This is a genomic window from Rhizobium sp. 0TCS1.26, from assembly GCF_050455525.1.
Classification (GTDB): domain Bacteria; phylum Pseudomonadota; class Alphaproteobacteria; order Rhizobiales; family Rhizobiaceae; genus Neorhizobium.
Genome location: NZ_JBCIYV010000001.1, coordinates 375,591 through 388,400, shown reverse-complemented (window position 1 = coordinate 388,400; position 12,810 = coordinate 375,591). Strand labels below are relative to the sequence as shown.

General features: G+C 66.6%; 14 protein-coding genes. 4 read left to right on the top strand and 10 right to left on the bottom strand.

Translation table 11 applies throughout. The features are described from left to right. Positions 1–47: 47 nt before the first annotated feature. From AAIH46_RS01900 to AAIH46_RS01890, 3 genes are all read right to left on the bottom strand, one after another. Positions 48–938 (bottom strand): NAD(P)-dependent oxidoreductase, encoded by an 891-nt coding sequence (locus AAIH46_RS01900; protein WP_430304964.1) that lies wholly within the window; start codon positions 936–938, stop codon positions 48–50. Positions 939–1,061: 123 nt separating this feature from the next. Next, positions 1,062–1,472: a CopD family protein gene (locus AAIH46_RS01895; RefSeq protein WP_430303826.1), complete on the bottom strand. Its 411-nt coding sequence runs from the start codon at positions 1,470–1,472 to the stop codon at positions 1,062–1,064. A 3-nt stretch (positions 1,473–1,475) separates the two neighbouring features. Beyond that, positions 1,476–2,036: a DinB family protein gene (locus AAIH46_RS01890; protein WP_430303825.1), complete on the bottom strand. Its 561-nt coding sequence runs from the start codon at positions 2,034–2,036 to the stop codon at positions 1,476–1,478. 222 nt (positions 2,037–2,258) lie between these two features. On the opposite strand from AAIH46_RS01890, the gene AAIH46_RS01885 reads away from it, so the two are divergent. Then, positions 2,259–2,453 (top strand): hypothetical protein, encoded by a 195-nt coding sequence (locus AAIH46_RS01885; protein ID WP_430303823.1) that lies wholly within the window; start codon positions 2,259–2,261, stop codon positions 2,451–2,453. Between the two features lie 15 nt (positions 2,454–2,468). On the opposite strand, the gene AAIH46_RS01880 is transcribed toward AAIH46_RS01885, so the two are convergent. Beyond that, positions 2,469–3,290, bottom strand: a complete 822-nt coding sequence (locus AAIH46_RS01880; RefSeq protein ID WP_430303821.1) for a methyltransferase — start codon at positions 3,288–3,290, stop codon at positions 2,469–2,471. Between the two features lie 332 nt (positions 3,291–3,622). Between AAIH46_RS01880 and AAIH46_RS01875 the strand changes: the two genes are divergently transcribed. Further along, positions 3,623–5,695 (top strand): OmpA family protein, encoded by a 2,073-nt coding sequence (locus AAIH46_RS01875; protein ID WP_430303819.1) that lies wholly within the window; start codon positions 3,623–3,625, stop codon positions 5,693–5,695. Positions 5,696–5,749: 54 nt separating this feature from the next. Here AAIH46_RS01875 and mobB read toward each other — a convergent pair whose 3' ends face one another. The 5 genes from mobB to AAIH46_RS01850 form a co-directional block, all read right to left on the bottom strand. Next, complete coding sequence (gene mobB, locus AAIH46_RS01870; RefSeq protein ID WP_430303818.1) at positions 5,750–6,313, bottom strand: molybdopterin-guanine dinucleotide biosynthesis protein B; 564 nt, start codon at positions 6,311–6,313, stop codon at positions 5,750–5,752. Beyond that, complete coding sequence (mobA, locus tag AAIH46_RS01865) at positions 6,310–6,969, bottom strand: molybdenum cofactor guanylyltransferase MobA (RefSeq protein ID WP_430303816.1); 660 nt, start codon at positions 6,967–6,969, stop codon at positions 6,310–6,312. The genes mobB and mobA overlap by 4 nt, the downstream gene beginning before the upstream one ends. Further along, positions 6,966–7,469: an SRPBCC family protein gene (locus AAIH46_RS01860; protein WP_430303815.1), complete on the bottom strand. Its 504-nt coding sequence runs from the start codon at positions 7,467–7,469 to the stop codon at positions 6,966–6,968. The genes mobA and AAIH46_RS01860 overlap by 4 nt, the downstream gene beginning before the upstream one ends. A 5-nt stretch (positions 7,470–7,474) precedes the next feature. After that, positions 7,475–7,825: an ArsR/SmtB family transcription factor gene (locus AAIH46_RS01855; RefSeq protein WP_430303814.1), complete on the bottom strand. Its 351-nt coding sequence runs from the start codon at positions 7,823–7,825 to the stop codon at positions 7,475–7,477. A 76-nt stretch (positions 7,826–7,901) separates the two neighbouring features. After that, the gene (locus tag AAIH46_RS01850; RefSeq protein ID WP_430303813.1) at positions 7,902–8,807 is read right to left on the bottom strand and encodes a DMT family transporter; all 906 of its coding nucleotides are present in this window, start codon (positions 8,805–8,807) and stop codon (positions 7,902–7,904) included. Positions 8,808–9,050: 243 nt separating this feature from the next. On the opposite strand from AAIH46_RS01850, the gene AAIH46_RS01845 reads away from it, so the two are divergent. Next, positions 9,051–11,621, top strand: a complete 2,571-nt coding sequence (locus AAIH46_RS01845) for a methyl-accepting chemotaxis protein (RefSeq protein ID WP_430303812.1) — start codon at positions 9,051–9,053, stop codon at positions 11,619–11,621. Positions 11,622–11,688: 67 nt separating this feature from the next. On the opposite strand, the gene AAIH46_RS01840 is transcribed toward AAIH46_RS01845, so the two are convergent. Further along, positions 11,689–12,150: a YkgJ family cysteine cluster protein gene (locus AAIH46_RS01840; RefSeq protein WP_430303811.1), complete on the bottom strand. Its 462-nt coding sequence runs from the start codon at positions 12,148–12,150 to the stop codon at positions 11,689–11,691. A 176-nt stretch (positions 12,151–12,326) separates the two neighbouring features. Between AAIH46_RS01840 and AAIH46_RS01835 the strand changes: the two genes are divergently transcribed. Then, complete coding sequence (locus tag AAIH46_RS01835; protein WP_430303810.1) at positions 12,327–12,767, top strand: DUF2231 domain-containing protein; 441 nt, start codon at positions 12,327–12,329, stop codon at positions 12,765–12,767. Positions 12,768–12,810: the final 43 nt, after the last annotated feature.

Sequence of the window (12,810 nt, the reverse complement as noted above, 5' to 3'; positions counted from 1 at the left end):
CGGTCGGACCGGAGTGGAAGGCCCGCCGCGATGGCGGGCCTTGCCGGTTATTCCTTTTCCAGCCGCGCCAGGAGCGACGAGGTATCCCAGCGCTTGCCGCCGAGCTTCTGCACTTCGCCGTAGAACTGGTCGACGAGCGCCGTCAGCGGCAGCGAGGCGCCGTTGCGGCGGGCTTCGGTCAGAACGATGTCGAGATCCTTGCGCATCCAGTCGACCGCAAAGCCGAAATCATAGGTGCCGGCATTCATCGTCTTGTGACGGTTCTCCATCTGCCAGGAGCCTGCGGCACCCTTGGAGATGACATCGACAACGTTTTCAATGTCGAGGCCGGCTTTCTTGCCAAAATGAATCGCCTCGGCGAGACCCTGGACGACGCCGGCGATGCAGATCTGGTTCATCATCTTGGTCAGCTGGCCGCTACCGACCGGGCCCATCAGGCCGACCATGCGCGCATAGGCGTCGATCACCGGGCGGGCTTCGGCAAACACCGCCTCGTCGCCGCCGCACATGACGGTGAGCACGCCGTTTTCGGCGCCGGCCTGGCCGCCGGACACCGGCGCGTCGATGAAGCTGCAGCCCTTGGCCTTGGCCGCCGCATCGATTTCGCGGGCGACCTCGGCCGACGCGGTGGTGTTGTCGATGAGGATGGCACCGGCCTTCATGCCGGCCAAAACGCCGGTCTCGCCGATCGTTACCGAGCGCAGGTCGTCGTCATTGCCGACGCAGGTGAAGACGAAATCGGCATCTTTCGCGGCTTCGGCCGGCGTTGCGGCGAAACTGCCGCCGAACTTTTCGACCCAGCTTTGCGCCTTGGCGGCGGTGCGGTTGTAGACCACGACGTCGTGGCCGCCCTTCTGCCTGAGGTGTCCCGCCATCGGGAAACCCATCACGCCAAGACCGATGAATGCTACCTTCGCCATTGCCTGCTCCTGATTGATCGCCGTTGCTTAGACCATAACCGGGAGCGGGAAAAGGGCGGGGGCGATGGCATGCGGCACCCGGCGCACAGGGTCGGCGGCGGATCCGGTCAGAAGCCAGCGCCGCCATACGCTTGGCAAAACTCAGAACGGCTTGACGATCGCCAGCAGCACGACGACGACGACCGAGACCAGGACGATCGGCATGCCCTTGGCGACAAAGGCCGGCGGATCGATGAGGGGGTTTGCCTCCATGCGCCGCAGCCAGGCGCTCTGCATGCCGTGCAGGGCCGACAGCATGACGACGATCAGCAGCTTCAGATGCAGCCAGCCGCCGGAAAAGCCGACATAGCCGAAGGCGAGGATGAGGCCGAAGATCCAGGCGCCGGCCAGCGCGGTGGTGGTGACGATGCGGTCATATCGGCGCAGCGAGGCGATGACGCCGGTGCGGATTGCCGCCGGCACCATGCCGATGACGAAGGCGTTGATCAGCATGCCGCCGACCCAGATGATATCGGAGGCGACGTGCAGCCCCTTGATGATGAAATACAGCATTGTTCAGCCCCAGATCTGCGTTTCGGAAAAGCCGAGTTCGGCGAAATCCGGCTTTCGAAGCGCGACTTCGCCGGGATCGGCGGGAAAGAATTCATCGAGTTGCGGCGGCGCCACCGACGTGCCCGACAGCATGGCGTGGACCTGGCCGCGATGGTGGATCTGGTGCTGGAAGAGGTGCATCAGCAGGCGATCGGTGCGCTCCACCTGTTCGCGATCGCCGCGGGGAATGCCGACCTCGAGCGCCAGCATGTCCGCATCGAGCTGACGACAGTGGTCGATGAGGCGGCGATCGACGGCGCGCTGTTCGCGCTCCAGATCGGCGAGTGCCGGGAAGGGGATCTGCGGATCAAAGATCTCCGGTCCGACCGGATCTCCCTCCAGAGCGCTGACATAGAGCCAGTCGACGGTGAGGATATGGTTGAGGGTATGGATGATCGACGGGAAGAAGCTGGTGCGCCTCGCCTGCAGGTCGTCTGCCGACAGCTGCCGGCAGGCGCGCAAGAGACGGTGGTTGCACCAGGCGTTGTTGTAGGCCTGGGCGAGAAAATAGCGTTGCAGCAGCATGGAGCCTCCCATATGTGCGGCGAACCTTAGAGAGCCGCTGCGGCCATGGCTAGATGGTTGGAGCCGGAGGCTTGCGATTTCACCAGCCGCTCAAGCGGCCGGGCGACAGATCCTGCGCGGTGGCTGGAAGGCCGGCGGTTGCGGGTGTAGTCTTCGGTGAAGCCGCGGCGGCGAGACGCTTTGGCGTCCGTCCTGCCATCGTTCCGGCCTGGAGGAGGTTTGATGTTCCTTGATCTCAACGGCTATTACCGGCGCCGGCCGGAACCGCCCGCCGGTCGTCCGCCGCGCCGGCAGCTGACGCGCGGCGAGGAGAAGCTGCTGATCTGGGTGATCTGCGTCAACATCCTGCTGCTCGTGGTGGCGCCGATCGGCGGCGCAACCGTCGTCCAGGCGCTGATCGCGAGCTTTGCCGACTAGGGCAACCCGCCCGCATCAGTCCTTGAGGCGGGCGATCACCAGGTGGCCGGGGCTCGGCTCGCCGTTCTGCATGCGCACGTTGATGTCGGAGATCTCGACGATCTCGAAGCCGGTGGCGGCCAGCCGTTCCTCGATATAGCTGCGCGCATGGGCAAAGCGCTGGTGCGGGCCGACCATGTAGGGGCGTCCGGCAAGCGTCGCGTCGGGCAGGGTTTCGGACGAGAAGGCGAAGATGCCGCCGGCCACCATGTTTTCCGCGGCGCCGAAGAGCAGCGCCTCCAGCGCGCCGAGATAGGGCAGCACATCGGTGGCGGTGACGAGGTCGAAGGGCTCGTCGTCATTGTCCTCAAGGAAGTCCTCGACCTCGGCGACGTAGAGCGTCTCGTAGAGGTCTTTCTCATGGGCGATCTCGACCATGTTTTCGGAGATGTCGATGCCGGTGATGTCGTCGGCCATGTCGCGCAGCGTGCCGCCGGTGAGGCCCGTGCCGCAGCCGAGATCGAGCATGCGCTTGAACGGTCCGAGCTTCAGCTCCTGCAGGCGCTGGCGCACCATCACCGGAACGGCATAGCCGAGCTGGGCGACGAGGATGTCCTCGAAGCTTTCGGCGTGCTGGTCGAAGAGGGTCTCGACATAGGCATCGGGCGCCTTCGGCGGGGTTTCGCCGCGGCCGAGCGAGGCGATGCGCACCGCTGCACCGCCGTGATCCTCGGGGTCGATCTCCAGCACCTCGTGATAGGCCGCAACGGCAGCGTCGATGTCGCCGGACTTTTCCAGCGCCAGTGCCCGGTTGTAGGCTTCCGCCAGTGCTTCTTCGTCGATCTTTGCCATCGCCATCATCCTCACGTGTCGCCGAGGCTTTACGCATCGCCGGCCGGTTTGGCAATCGCCAAGCGCCGGGAGAGGCGTTCGCTAGGGTGCGGCAGGCCGCCTACCGGCTGATGCGGACGATAAAAGTGGATGGTCCGAAAGCCGTTCGGGATCATCATCTTAGTTGGTAAACTGAATATTAGCTGGCATGCGCATTCAGGTCCGGTTCACGGCCGGGGGTCGTCTCATGGAGGCTGGAACAAATCGTCGAGCGTCCCGTTTAGGGCCACCGACCGCCCCGATGAGAGGGCGGCGGGCGCGTCAAGGGACGGATACGTAACTGCAGCCAGGGAGATTGCATGTCCAAGAGAACCAGGCTCCTCGCCAGTGTGGCGATGCCCCTCATTTCCATCAGCCTGATCGCGCCGACGGCGCTTGCAGCGCCGGTGATGCCAATGGCCGGAGGTGCCTCGCAGGCAGGCTCCCTGCCGATCGTCAGGGTCCAGCAGACCATCGTCGTGCCGCCAAGCGCCGACCAGGCGCCGGCCGAGGAGACCGAGCCGGCCCAGACGCCCGCCGAGCCCGAGGCAAAGCCTGAGGCGACCGAGCCCAAGGCCAGCGAACCGGCCGCCGAAGCGCCCGCAGCCGAAGCGCCCGCAGCCGAGGCTCCGTCATCGCAGAGCGCACCCGCAGATGCGCCGGCCGCAAGCCAGGTGACGCCGGAACCGGAGCCGGAAGCTCCGTCGAAGCCGGCCGAAGAACCGAAGGCGGAAGCACCCGCAGCGGAAGCACCGGCAGCTGAAGAGCCGAAGACCGAAGCACCAAAGACCGAAGCACCTGCCGCAGAAGCTCCTGCCACGGAAGCACCTGCGACGCGGGAAGCCGCTCCCGAGGCACCGAAGACCGAGGCACCGGCAGCTGACGCACCGGCAGCTGAGACGCCCGCAGCACCCGCAGCGCCGTCCGAGGCACCGGCGACGTCCCAGACGCCCGCAGCCCAGGAGCCGGCAACGGCCGCTCCGGAGCCGGCAACGCCTGCCGCTCCAACCCCTGCCGCTCCAACCCCTGCCTCTCCGGCACCTGCTGCGCCGGACGCCTCTTCGCCTGCAGCGCCTGGCACCGCTCCGGCAGCACCGCTGCCGTCCGCTGACGGCGGACAGCGCGCCGAGCAGCCGGCCGCTCCGCGCACCGAGGCTGAAATCGAGGCGGCGAAGAAGATCGCCGCAGATCCGGCCTCCAGCAACCAGACCGTGGTGCTGCCCGTCGAGAATGGCGCAGCCGTGCTCGACAGCGCCAAGGAAGGTGCTGCACCGGCAGCAGCGACGACGCAGGCTGCTCCCGGCGCACCGCGTGACGGCAGCCGTGCAAGCCGCCGCGATGGCCAGCCCGCCGGAGCGCCGGCAACCGCTGCCGCACCCACCACGCCTCCGGCACCGCCGCCGACCTCGGATGCCGAGGCGCAGGCTGCCGTCGGTGGCCAGCGTTCGGCACCGGTGCAGATCGAGCCTTCGATCCGCGAACGCGGCGAGCGGCTGAGCGAGCGTCCGCGCTACGAGCGTCCGCGCGGCTTCGACAACGGTCGCGAGAGCGATGACGGTCGCCTGATCATCCAGCTCGACAACCGGACGACCGTGCGCCACGACGACAGCCGTCGCTTCTACGCCCAGGACTACGAGCCGGAATATGAGCGTCTTCGCGACGGCCGGACGCGTGAAATCATCGAGCGCGACGGCGGCGTGCGGATCGTCACGATCCGCGACCGTTACGGCGATATCGTCCAGCGCTCGCGGATCGGCGAAGATGGCCGCGAATACGTGCTGTACTACTCGCCGGAGCGCAACCAGCCGCGCGGTCGCGACTACACCTGGCGTGATCCGGCCCTCGACCTGCCGCCGATGCGCCTGACGATCCCGGTCGACGAGTACATCATCGACACCTCGTCGGAACCGGACCGCGATTACTACGAGTTCCTCGAGCAGCCACCGGTGGAGCGCGTCGAGCGCGTCTACTCGCTGGACGAAGTGAAGTACTCGGCTCGTATCCGCGACAAGGTGCGCCGCATCGACCTCGACACGGTGACCTTCGCCACCGGCAGTGCCGAGATCCCGATGAACCAGGCGGGTTCGCTGCGCAAGGTGGCGGATGCGATCAAGGAAGTGCTGGAGAAGGATCCGAGCGAAACCTTCCTGATCGAAGGCCACACGGATGCCGTCGGCTCGGACGAGAGCAATCTCGTGCTCTCCGACCGCCGCGCGGAATCGGTCGCCGTGGTGCTCTCGGATGCCTTCGGCATTCCGCCGGAAAACCTTGCGACGCAGGGCTATGGCGAGCGCTACCTGAAGGTTCGCACGGAGGCTGCCGAACAGCAGAACCGTCGCGTCACCATCCGCCGCATCACGGCGCTGGTGAAGCCGGTGGCGCAGAACCGCTAAGCGGTCCACCACCTCGACATCAAGAAGGCCGCCGGAGCAATCCGGCGGCCTTTTTCATTCGGTGAGGAGTTCGGCTGCCGGTCGATTGCCGGGCTCAGGCAGGCCGGTGACCGAGACGACGAAATCGGTGATCGCCTGGGTATCGTCGAGGTCGAAGACAGGCAGGCTGGTCTCGTCGACCGGATGGTCCGCAGCGATCGCGACGATGTGCGGATCGCCGGGCGCCAGCGGCTCGCGGTTCTTCGCCTCCAGCCGCCGCGCCTCGATCTTCGGCACCGGCTCGCGCTTGTAGCCTTCGATGATGACGATGTCGCACGGCGCAAGACGCGCGAGGATTTCCTCAAAGCTCGGTTCCGGCGCGCCGCGCAACTCGTGCATGATGGCGTAGCGGGTGCCAGACACCAGCGCCACCTCGTGGGCGCCCGCCTGACGGTGGCGCCAGCTGTCGGCGCCGACCTTGTCGATGTCGAAATCGTGGTGGGCGTGCTTGATCGTCGAGACCCTGTAGCCGCGGGCCGTCAGCTCCGTGACGATCCGCACGGCGAGCCCGGTCTTGCCGGAATTCTTCCAGCCGGAAATGCCAAAGATCCGCGGCCTCGTCTGAGCGTCCAGGGTCATGATCGGGTCTCCAGAAACAGATGCGCCTGGGTGAGATCGCCGGGCGTATTGACGTTGAGGAAGGGGTCGAGCAGCCCGGCTGCAGTGGTGATCGGCGGAAAATCGACCGCCGCCGTGGAATGGCGGGCGAGGAAGGCCTTGACGCGGCGATTGTCCGGCTCGGCGAGGAAGCTTTCGAGATCGTCGGCCAGCACCACGGGCCACAGGCCGCAGACCGGATGCATGGCGCCGAGCGAGTGGGCCACGGCGATGGTCTCGGCGCCGGTCAGGGCCGCATGCAGGCGGGCGACGAGATCGTGTGGCAGGAACGGGCTGTCGACCGGCGCGACCAGCACATGGCTGGCAGATGGCGCCGTGGCCCGCGCATGGCGGAGGGCTGCGAGGATGCCGGCGAGCGGTCCCGGCCGCCCGGCAAGCGTATCCGGTACCAGCGGCAGGTCGGTGGCAAGCGCTTCTTCGCGCCCACGGGCTTCGAAAAGATCGGGCGGCGCATTGAGCGCCAGCGACGCGACCTGCGGCCGCAGCCGTGCGGCCACATGGGCGAGAAGCGTACGGCCGCCGAGCAGGACGGACGTCTTGTCGGTTCCCATGCGGCGGGAAAGGCCTCCGGCGAGAATGACGGCAGGCGGCAGCGTGCTCTGCTCGACAGCCGTCATCGGGCGTTGACCGAGGCGACGTGGCGGGCAAGCTTTGCCAGCGTCTGGCCGCCATATTCTACGGCGCCGAAGCCGATCGCCCAGTCCCGCCGTGCGCGCGATGGATGCATCTGACGCAGCGTCAGGACCGTCTTGCCGTCGCTCTGCTCGTCGAAGGTGATCAGCATCCTGAACGTGCCCGGATCGTCTTCCTCATCCGAGCCGTGCTCGACCTCGATCAGGGCCGCGTCCTCCATGCGCAGGAAGCGCATGCGGTTGGTGTAGCGGGTGCCGTCGTCCCCCACCATGTCGAACCGCCAGACACCGCCGGGGCGCAGGTCGATCTCCCGGGTCTCGATGGCGAGGCCGTCCGGTCCGAACCATCGGCCGATCTGGTCGGGATCCGCCCAGGCGGCATAGACGAGGCTGCGGGGCGCATCGATCACCCGGGTGATGACGATCTCGCGGTCGAGAGGCCAGTCGCGCCAGGGGGATTGCAGGTTGTTCGGTAGATCGGCCATGACTTTCAAGTCTCCCTCTTCCTCCGTTCGATATGGTTCTGCATGCGGTCGAGGCGCGCGTTCCAGGTTGCAATGTGCTGGTCGATCCAGGCTTGCGTGGCTTCGAGCGCTTGCGGCTCGACGCGGCAGGTGCGGACGCGGCCGATCTTTTCCGAGCTGACGAGGCCGCTCTCCTCCAGCACCCGGACATGTTTCAGCAGTGACGGCAGGGCCAGCTCGAACGGCGCGGACAGTTCAGTGACGGATTGCGGCCCGTCGCACAGCCGGCTGACGATCGCCCGGCGGGTCGGATCGCCAAGTGCCGAGAAAGCCCTGTCCAGATCGAGCGAATACTTAGCCATATGGGAAAGTAACATCGTGCTGGGCGCCGTCAACGGAAACTTTCAGAACCGGCTAAGTTTTTGCATTCGAGCGCGCGACGACTCCCCGAGGTCAACCGGAAGGTCGCGTGCTTGCCTCGGCCGCGATGCTGCGCGTCCGCTTCTTCTCGCGGTAGAAGGCATAGAGGCCGGAGGCGACGATCAGGCTGGCGCCGACCGCCATGAAGCCGTCCGGCCGCTCGCCGAAGAAGTAGAAGCCGAGGCTGAGCGAGAAGATCAGCGCCGTATAGCGGAACGGCGCGACGAACGAGATCTCGCCCGACCGCATGGCGATGACGATTGCCTGGTAGCCGGTAAGGATGAGGGCCGCGGCGAGCGCCAGATGCAGGAAGGCCGACAGGCTGACGGGGCTCCAGCCGCCCATCGGGACGATGAGGATGGCACCGAACACGGTGTTGGTGAGGCCGGCAAACAGCGAGATCAGCAGGGTGGGGATGCCGGGCGGAATGCGCTTGGTGATCAGGTCTCGACCGCAGGTGAAGACCACGGTGATGAGCGCCAGCAATGCGGCCGGGGCGAAGGCATCGGGACCCGGGCGCAGGACGATGACGACGCCGATGAAGCCGACGGTGATGGCAGCCCAGCGCCGCCAGCCGACGGCTTCGCCGAAGAACAGCCGGGCGCCGAGCGTCACCGCCAGCGGCAGCGACAGGAGAATGGTCGCGGCGACTGCCAGCTCGATATGCGCCAGAGCCGTGACATAGCTGACCGTGGCGGCGATCTCGAAGGCCGAGCGCAACAGCACCCGCGGCGAGAACATCAGGCGGAATTTGTCGAGCACGCCGTAGTGGCGGGCCATGAGCAGCAGCAGGGCGGTGGTCATCAGCCCGCGCAGGAACATGATCTGACCGGTGTTCATCTCCGGCGTCACCATCTTGACCAGAGCGTCATTGGTGTTGAACACACCCATGGCGACGGTCATCATGATCGCGCCGCGGGTGTTCTGCGACAGGGGCATTTCCGATTCCCTAAAATGCTTTTCCTGTGACTTAGAGCAAGCATGCCCATGCCGCCAGACGCGGCACGCAGACATTGCGGCGGCAATCGGCACTGCCGACAACAAACAGTGCTCCGGCGGCGCTATCGTTAACGGTTGTGCAACCGGTGCTGATCCAGTCTGGTACGCCCCGCATGATACGGGATGACAGATGCGTCCGCTGCCGATGACCGGCAGTTGCGGCGTGTGCACTGAGGAGGTGCAATGTCGTTCCTGGATCGTCTTCTGCAGAGCCGTCGGATTGTCACGAAGGTTCTGCTTTTCGTCGTGCCGCTGATCCTGCTGATCGCCGGCGTCGGACTTGCCGGTTTCTACACGGCGCGCATGCTGAACGGCCACATGACCGTGACGCGCGCGACCATCGAGAACATCGGCGATTTCGAGCGGCTGCAGGCAGCCCTCCTGGGGTTTGCCGCAAATCCGCAGGCGGACACGCTTGCCCAGCTCAACCAGACCATCGACCGGCAGGAGAAGGGCGTCGCCACGCTCGAGAGCCTGCTGATGAGCGACGGTGACCGTGAGCGTGTGGAGCCGGTGCGCCAGACGGCGCCTGCGCTGCGCCAGGCGACGGCCGGGCTGTGGGAGATCGAACGCAAGGTGACGCGCACCGAGCAGGCGCTGGAATCGGGCGTCGACGACATCCGCATGCTGGCCTCCTCGGTCGATGCGCAGATTGCCAACGTCCGCAAGGAATCGGAAAGCAAGGAGCGCTTTGCCAAGGGCGCGCTGTTCGACGCCTTCGTGCTGAAGAGCATTTCCACCCGCATCCAGAACGTCCAGGACGCCATCAAGGACGTCACCAGCGACGAGACGGTGGTCAAGGCGACGCAGACCTATCTGGGGCTATTGCAGAAGGAATTCGTCAAGCTGGAGGGCAGGGCGACCTCCAAGGTGGCGCGCATGCTCGACGGCGCCAAGAGCGAGGCCGACGGTCTGCAGACGCTGCTTTCCAGCGATCGCCCGGCGGCGGAAAAGGCGCCGGCGGCGCGCCAGTCGCTGCAGAAGCTGCTGTCGCTGCGCGAGACCTTCATGGCCGAGGTGCAGAAGAGCACCGCGACCGCCACCGACCGGTTTGCCACCCTGGAAGACGAGATCCAGCTGATGCGCAGCCTGCTGGCCGAAATCGGCAAGTCGCTGCAACTGATCGACATGCTGCAGCTGCACACCGAGCGCCTGCGCGTCAACCTGACGGAGGAGGCCCGCCAGGAGGTGCTTGCCGACGTCCGGGCGTTGACCGCCTCCAGCGCTGCGGTGAGCAAGCTCGGCACCAAGAACGAAGCGATGCGTGAATTTGCGCCGCAGCTTTTGCCGCAGCTGGACCAGCTGAGCAAGAATACCGAGGTCATCCTGGCGCTTTCCAGCGAATGGAAGGTGGCGCGTACCGCGGCCGAGCAGACGCTGGCGCAGGGCATGACGGGGCTCAAGGATTTCGTCGCGCAGGCCCAGGAAGCCGGCAAGCAGGACAGCGAGCGCTCCGCCAACCTGTCGGTGGCGGCAACCGTGATCGGCACGCTGCTTGCCATCATCGGCGCGCTGATGCTGGTGGAGACGCTGCGCGGGCCGCTGCGCCGGGTGACGGAGATCATGACGCGGCTTGCGGGCGGCGACCTGGAGGTGGCGATCGACGGCCGCGAACGCGGCGACGAGATCGGCGACATGGTGCGCTCGGTCAGCGTCTTCCGCGACGCGGCGGTCGAGAACGTCCGGCTGGAGCAGGAGGCGCATTCGGCACGCGAGGCCTCGAATGCCGAGGCCGACCGGCGGGCCCGCGAGCGGGCGCGGATTTCCGAGGAGCAGAATCAGGCGCTTTCGGCGCTGGCGGAAATGCTGCACCTCTTGGCCGACGGCGATCTCGAGCAGGAGATGACCGAAAACCTGCCGGCCGACTTCATCGAGATGGCCCGCACCTACAACCTCGCCGTCCGGACGCTGCGCGCGACGCTCGGCGACGTGCGGGCGGTGGCCGACGACATCAACAGCGGCGCCGGCAATCTTTCGGCGTCGGCCGACGATCTTGCCCGGCGCACCGAGCAGCAGGCCGCGGCGCTAGAGCAATCGACCCGGGCGCTGCGACAGCTCTCCGACATCGTCCGCTCGACGGCTCAGAGCGCCCAGCATACGGCACGCTCCGTCGACGAGGCGGGCGCCTTCGCGACGCACTCCGGCGAGGTGGTGACCAGCGCCGTGCAAGCAATGGCCGAGATCAGCCGGTCGTCGGACAAGATCAGCACGATCATCGGCGTCATCGACGAGATCGCCTTCCAGACCAACCTGCTGGCGCTCAATGCCGGCGTCGAGGCGGCGCGGGCAGGCGAGGCGGGACGCGGCTTTGCGGTCGTTGCCCAGGAAGTGCGCGAACTGGCGCAGCGCTGCGCCAATGCCGCCAAGGAGATCAAGGGCCTCATCTCGGCAAGCTCCGGACAGGTGCGCAACGGCGTGCAGCTGGTCGAGCAGACCGGCGAGGCGCTGGGCCAGATCATTGCCCATATCGGCACGGTGCAGAAGCTGGTCTCGGACATCTCGACGGCGACCGGTGAACAGTCGGTCGGCATCGGCGAGGTGAGCCAGGCGCTCGGCGAGGTGGAACTGATCACCCAGCGCAACGCGGCGATGGTCGAGGAGAACAATGCCGAGATCCACGGGCTGCGCGGCCGGGTCGAGGCGCTGGCCGACAAGATCGAGCACTTCAAGACTCGCGACCCGCACCTCGAGATGGATCTCGGCCGGACCGAGCGGCGCGACGACGTGCTGCGCGGCCGCACCCGGGCGGCCTGACATCAGGCTTGAGAAGAACGTCAAGAGGGGCCGCGAGGCCCCTTTTTCGTCGGGGAGCCGCGGAGGATCAGGCCGTGTCGCCACCCGCGTCCGGACGCACCCGGGATACATGATCGCCGACGAAGACGATGACGTAGCCGCCGCCCGCCTCCGCTTCGGCGGCGATCGCCGCGAGCCCGCTGCGATAGGGTTCCGTGCGCCAGATGTCCGGATGGGCGGGGTCGACCAGAACCGTCGTCTGCGGGCCCTGACGGTAGAGCATCATCTTTGCCGAAGACGGGTCCCACTCGGGGCCAAGGCCTGCATCGGTGCGCCACAGGCAGAGGAAGTCGCGACAGGTCTGCGGGCGATCGTCGTAGATGCGGCAGCCGTGGTCCTCGACACAGTGCCGGCACCAGGCATTGGCCGGCTTCGACAGCACCTCGATATCGGGCAGCCGGCAGCAAAGCGTGCAGGTTCCGCAGGCGCGCGCCGACAGCTCGGTTGCGGCGGCAGTGCCGATGCCGGAAATGGGAGAGGCGAGATCCATCGGCGCTTCCTACAGGGTCGGCGCCTGTCGCGCATCCCCTTTGCCGGGTCGAATTCAATGCGGTTCGGGCGCTCGCCGGCAGACCGACGGAAGCCTGCCGCCTGGCGGGGCGGAACAAAAGCCGGTGTCATGCGTAAAAGATGGTCCTGTTCAACTCCGACACAGGGGAGCTTCCCATGGCCTCCATGCATGCCGAACCGGTGGTCCTTCCCGGCCACCGCCTCTCTGCGCTTTTCATTCCCTTTCCGTTCGTCTGCTTCACGCTGACGATGGCGACCGACATCCTGTTCTGGCGCACCACCAACCTGATGTGGCAGAATTTTTCCGCCTGGCTGCTGTTTGCCGGCGCACTCTTCGGCGCCATCGGCATCCTTGCCGGCATCATCGACTGGATCCGCCCGGCGACCCGCCTGATGATGCCCGGCATTGCCGCGACGCTCGGCTTCATCGTCGTTCTGCTGCTGTCCGTCGTCAACAGCCTCATCCATGCCGGCGACGGCTGGACCGCCGTCGTGCCGAACGGACTGGTCGCCTCGGCCGTCACCATGCTGGCGATGCTGGTGACGCTGTGGCTTGCTGCTTCCCGCCGTCCCGTCGCCTACAGGAGACTGTCATGAGATCCGCTCTTCCGGGATATGCCCTTCCGATGCTGCGCCGGCT

Bases quoted from the DNA above. Each gene is read 5' to 3' on its own strand.
- AAIH46_RS01895 (WP_430303826.1), bottom strand. From the start codon at position 1,472: ATGCTGTATTTCATCATCAAGGGGCTGCACGTCGCCTCCGATATCATC.
- AAIH46_RS01890 (WP_430303825.1), bottom strand. From the start codon at position 2,036: ATGCTGCTGCAACGCTATTTTCTCGCCCAGGCCTACAACAACGCCTGG.
- AAIH46_RS01885 (WP_430303823.1), top strand. From the start codon at position 2,259: ATGTTCCTTGATCTCAACGGCTATTACCGGCGCCGGCCGGAACCGCCC.
- AAIH46_RS01880 (WP_430303821.1), bottom strand. From the start codon at position 3,290: ATGGCGATGGCAAAGATCGACGAAGAAGCACTGGCGGAAGCCTACAAC.
- AAIH46_RS01875 (WP_430303819.1), top strand. From the start codon at position 3,623: ATGTCCAAGAGAACCAGGCTCCTCGCCAGTGTGGCGATGCCCCTCATT.
- mobB (WP_430303818.1), bottom strand. From the start codon at position 6,313: ATGACCCTGGACGCTCAGACGAGGCCGCGGATCTTTGGCATTTCCGGC.
- mobA (WP_430303816.1), bottom strand. From the start codon at position 6,969: ATGACGGCTGTCGAGCAGAGCACGCTGCCGCCTGCCGTCATTCTCGCC.
- AAIH46_RS01860 (WP_430303815.1), bottom strand. From the start codon at position 7,469: ATGGCCGATCTACCGAACAACCTGCAATCCCCCTGGCGCGACTGGCCT.
- AAIH46_RS01855 (WP_430303814.1), bottom strand. From the start codon at position 7,825: ATGTTACTTTCCCATATGGCTAAGTATTCGCTCGATCTGGACAGGGCT.
- AAIH46_RS01850 (WP_430303813.1), bottom strand. From the start codon at position 8,807: ATGCCCCTGTCGCAGAACACCCGCGGCGCGATCATGATGACCGTCGCC.
- AAIH46_RS01845 (WP_430303812.1), top strand. From the start codon at position 9,051: ATGTCGTTCCTGGATCGTCTTCTGCAGAGCCGTCGGATTGTCACGAAG.
- AAIH46_RS01840 (WP_430303811.1), bottom strand. From the start codon at position 12,150: ATGGATCTCGCCTCTCCCATTTCCGGCATCGGCACTGCCGCCGCAACC.
- AAIH46_RS01835 (WP_430303810.1), top strand. From the start codon at position 12,327: ATGGCCTCCATGCATGCCGAACCGGTGGTCCTTCCCGGCCACCGCCTC.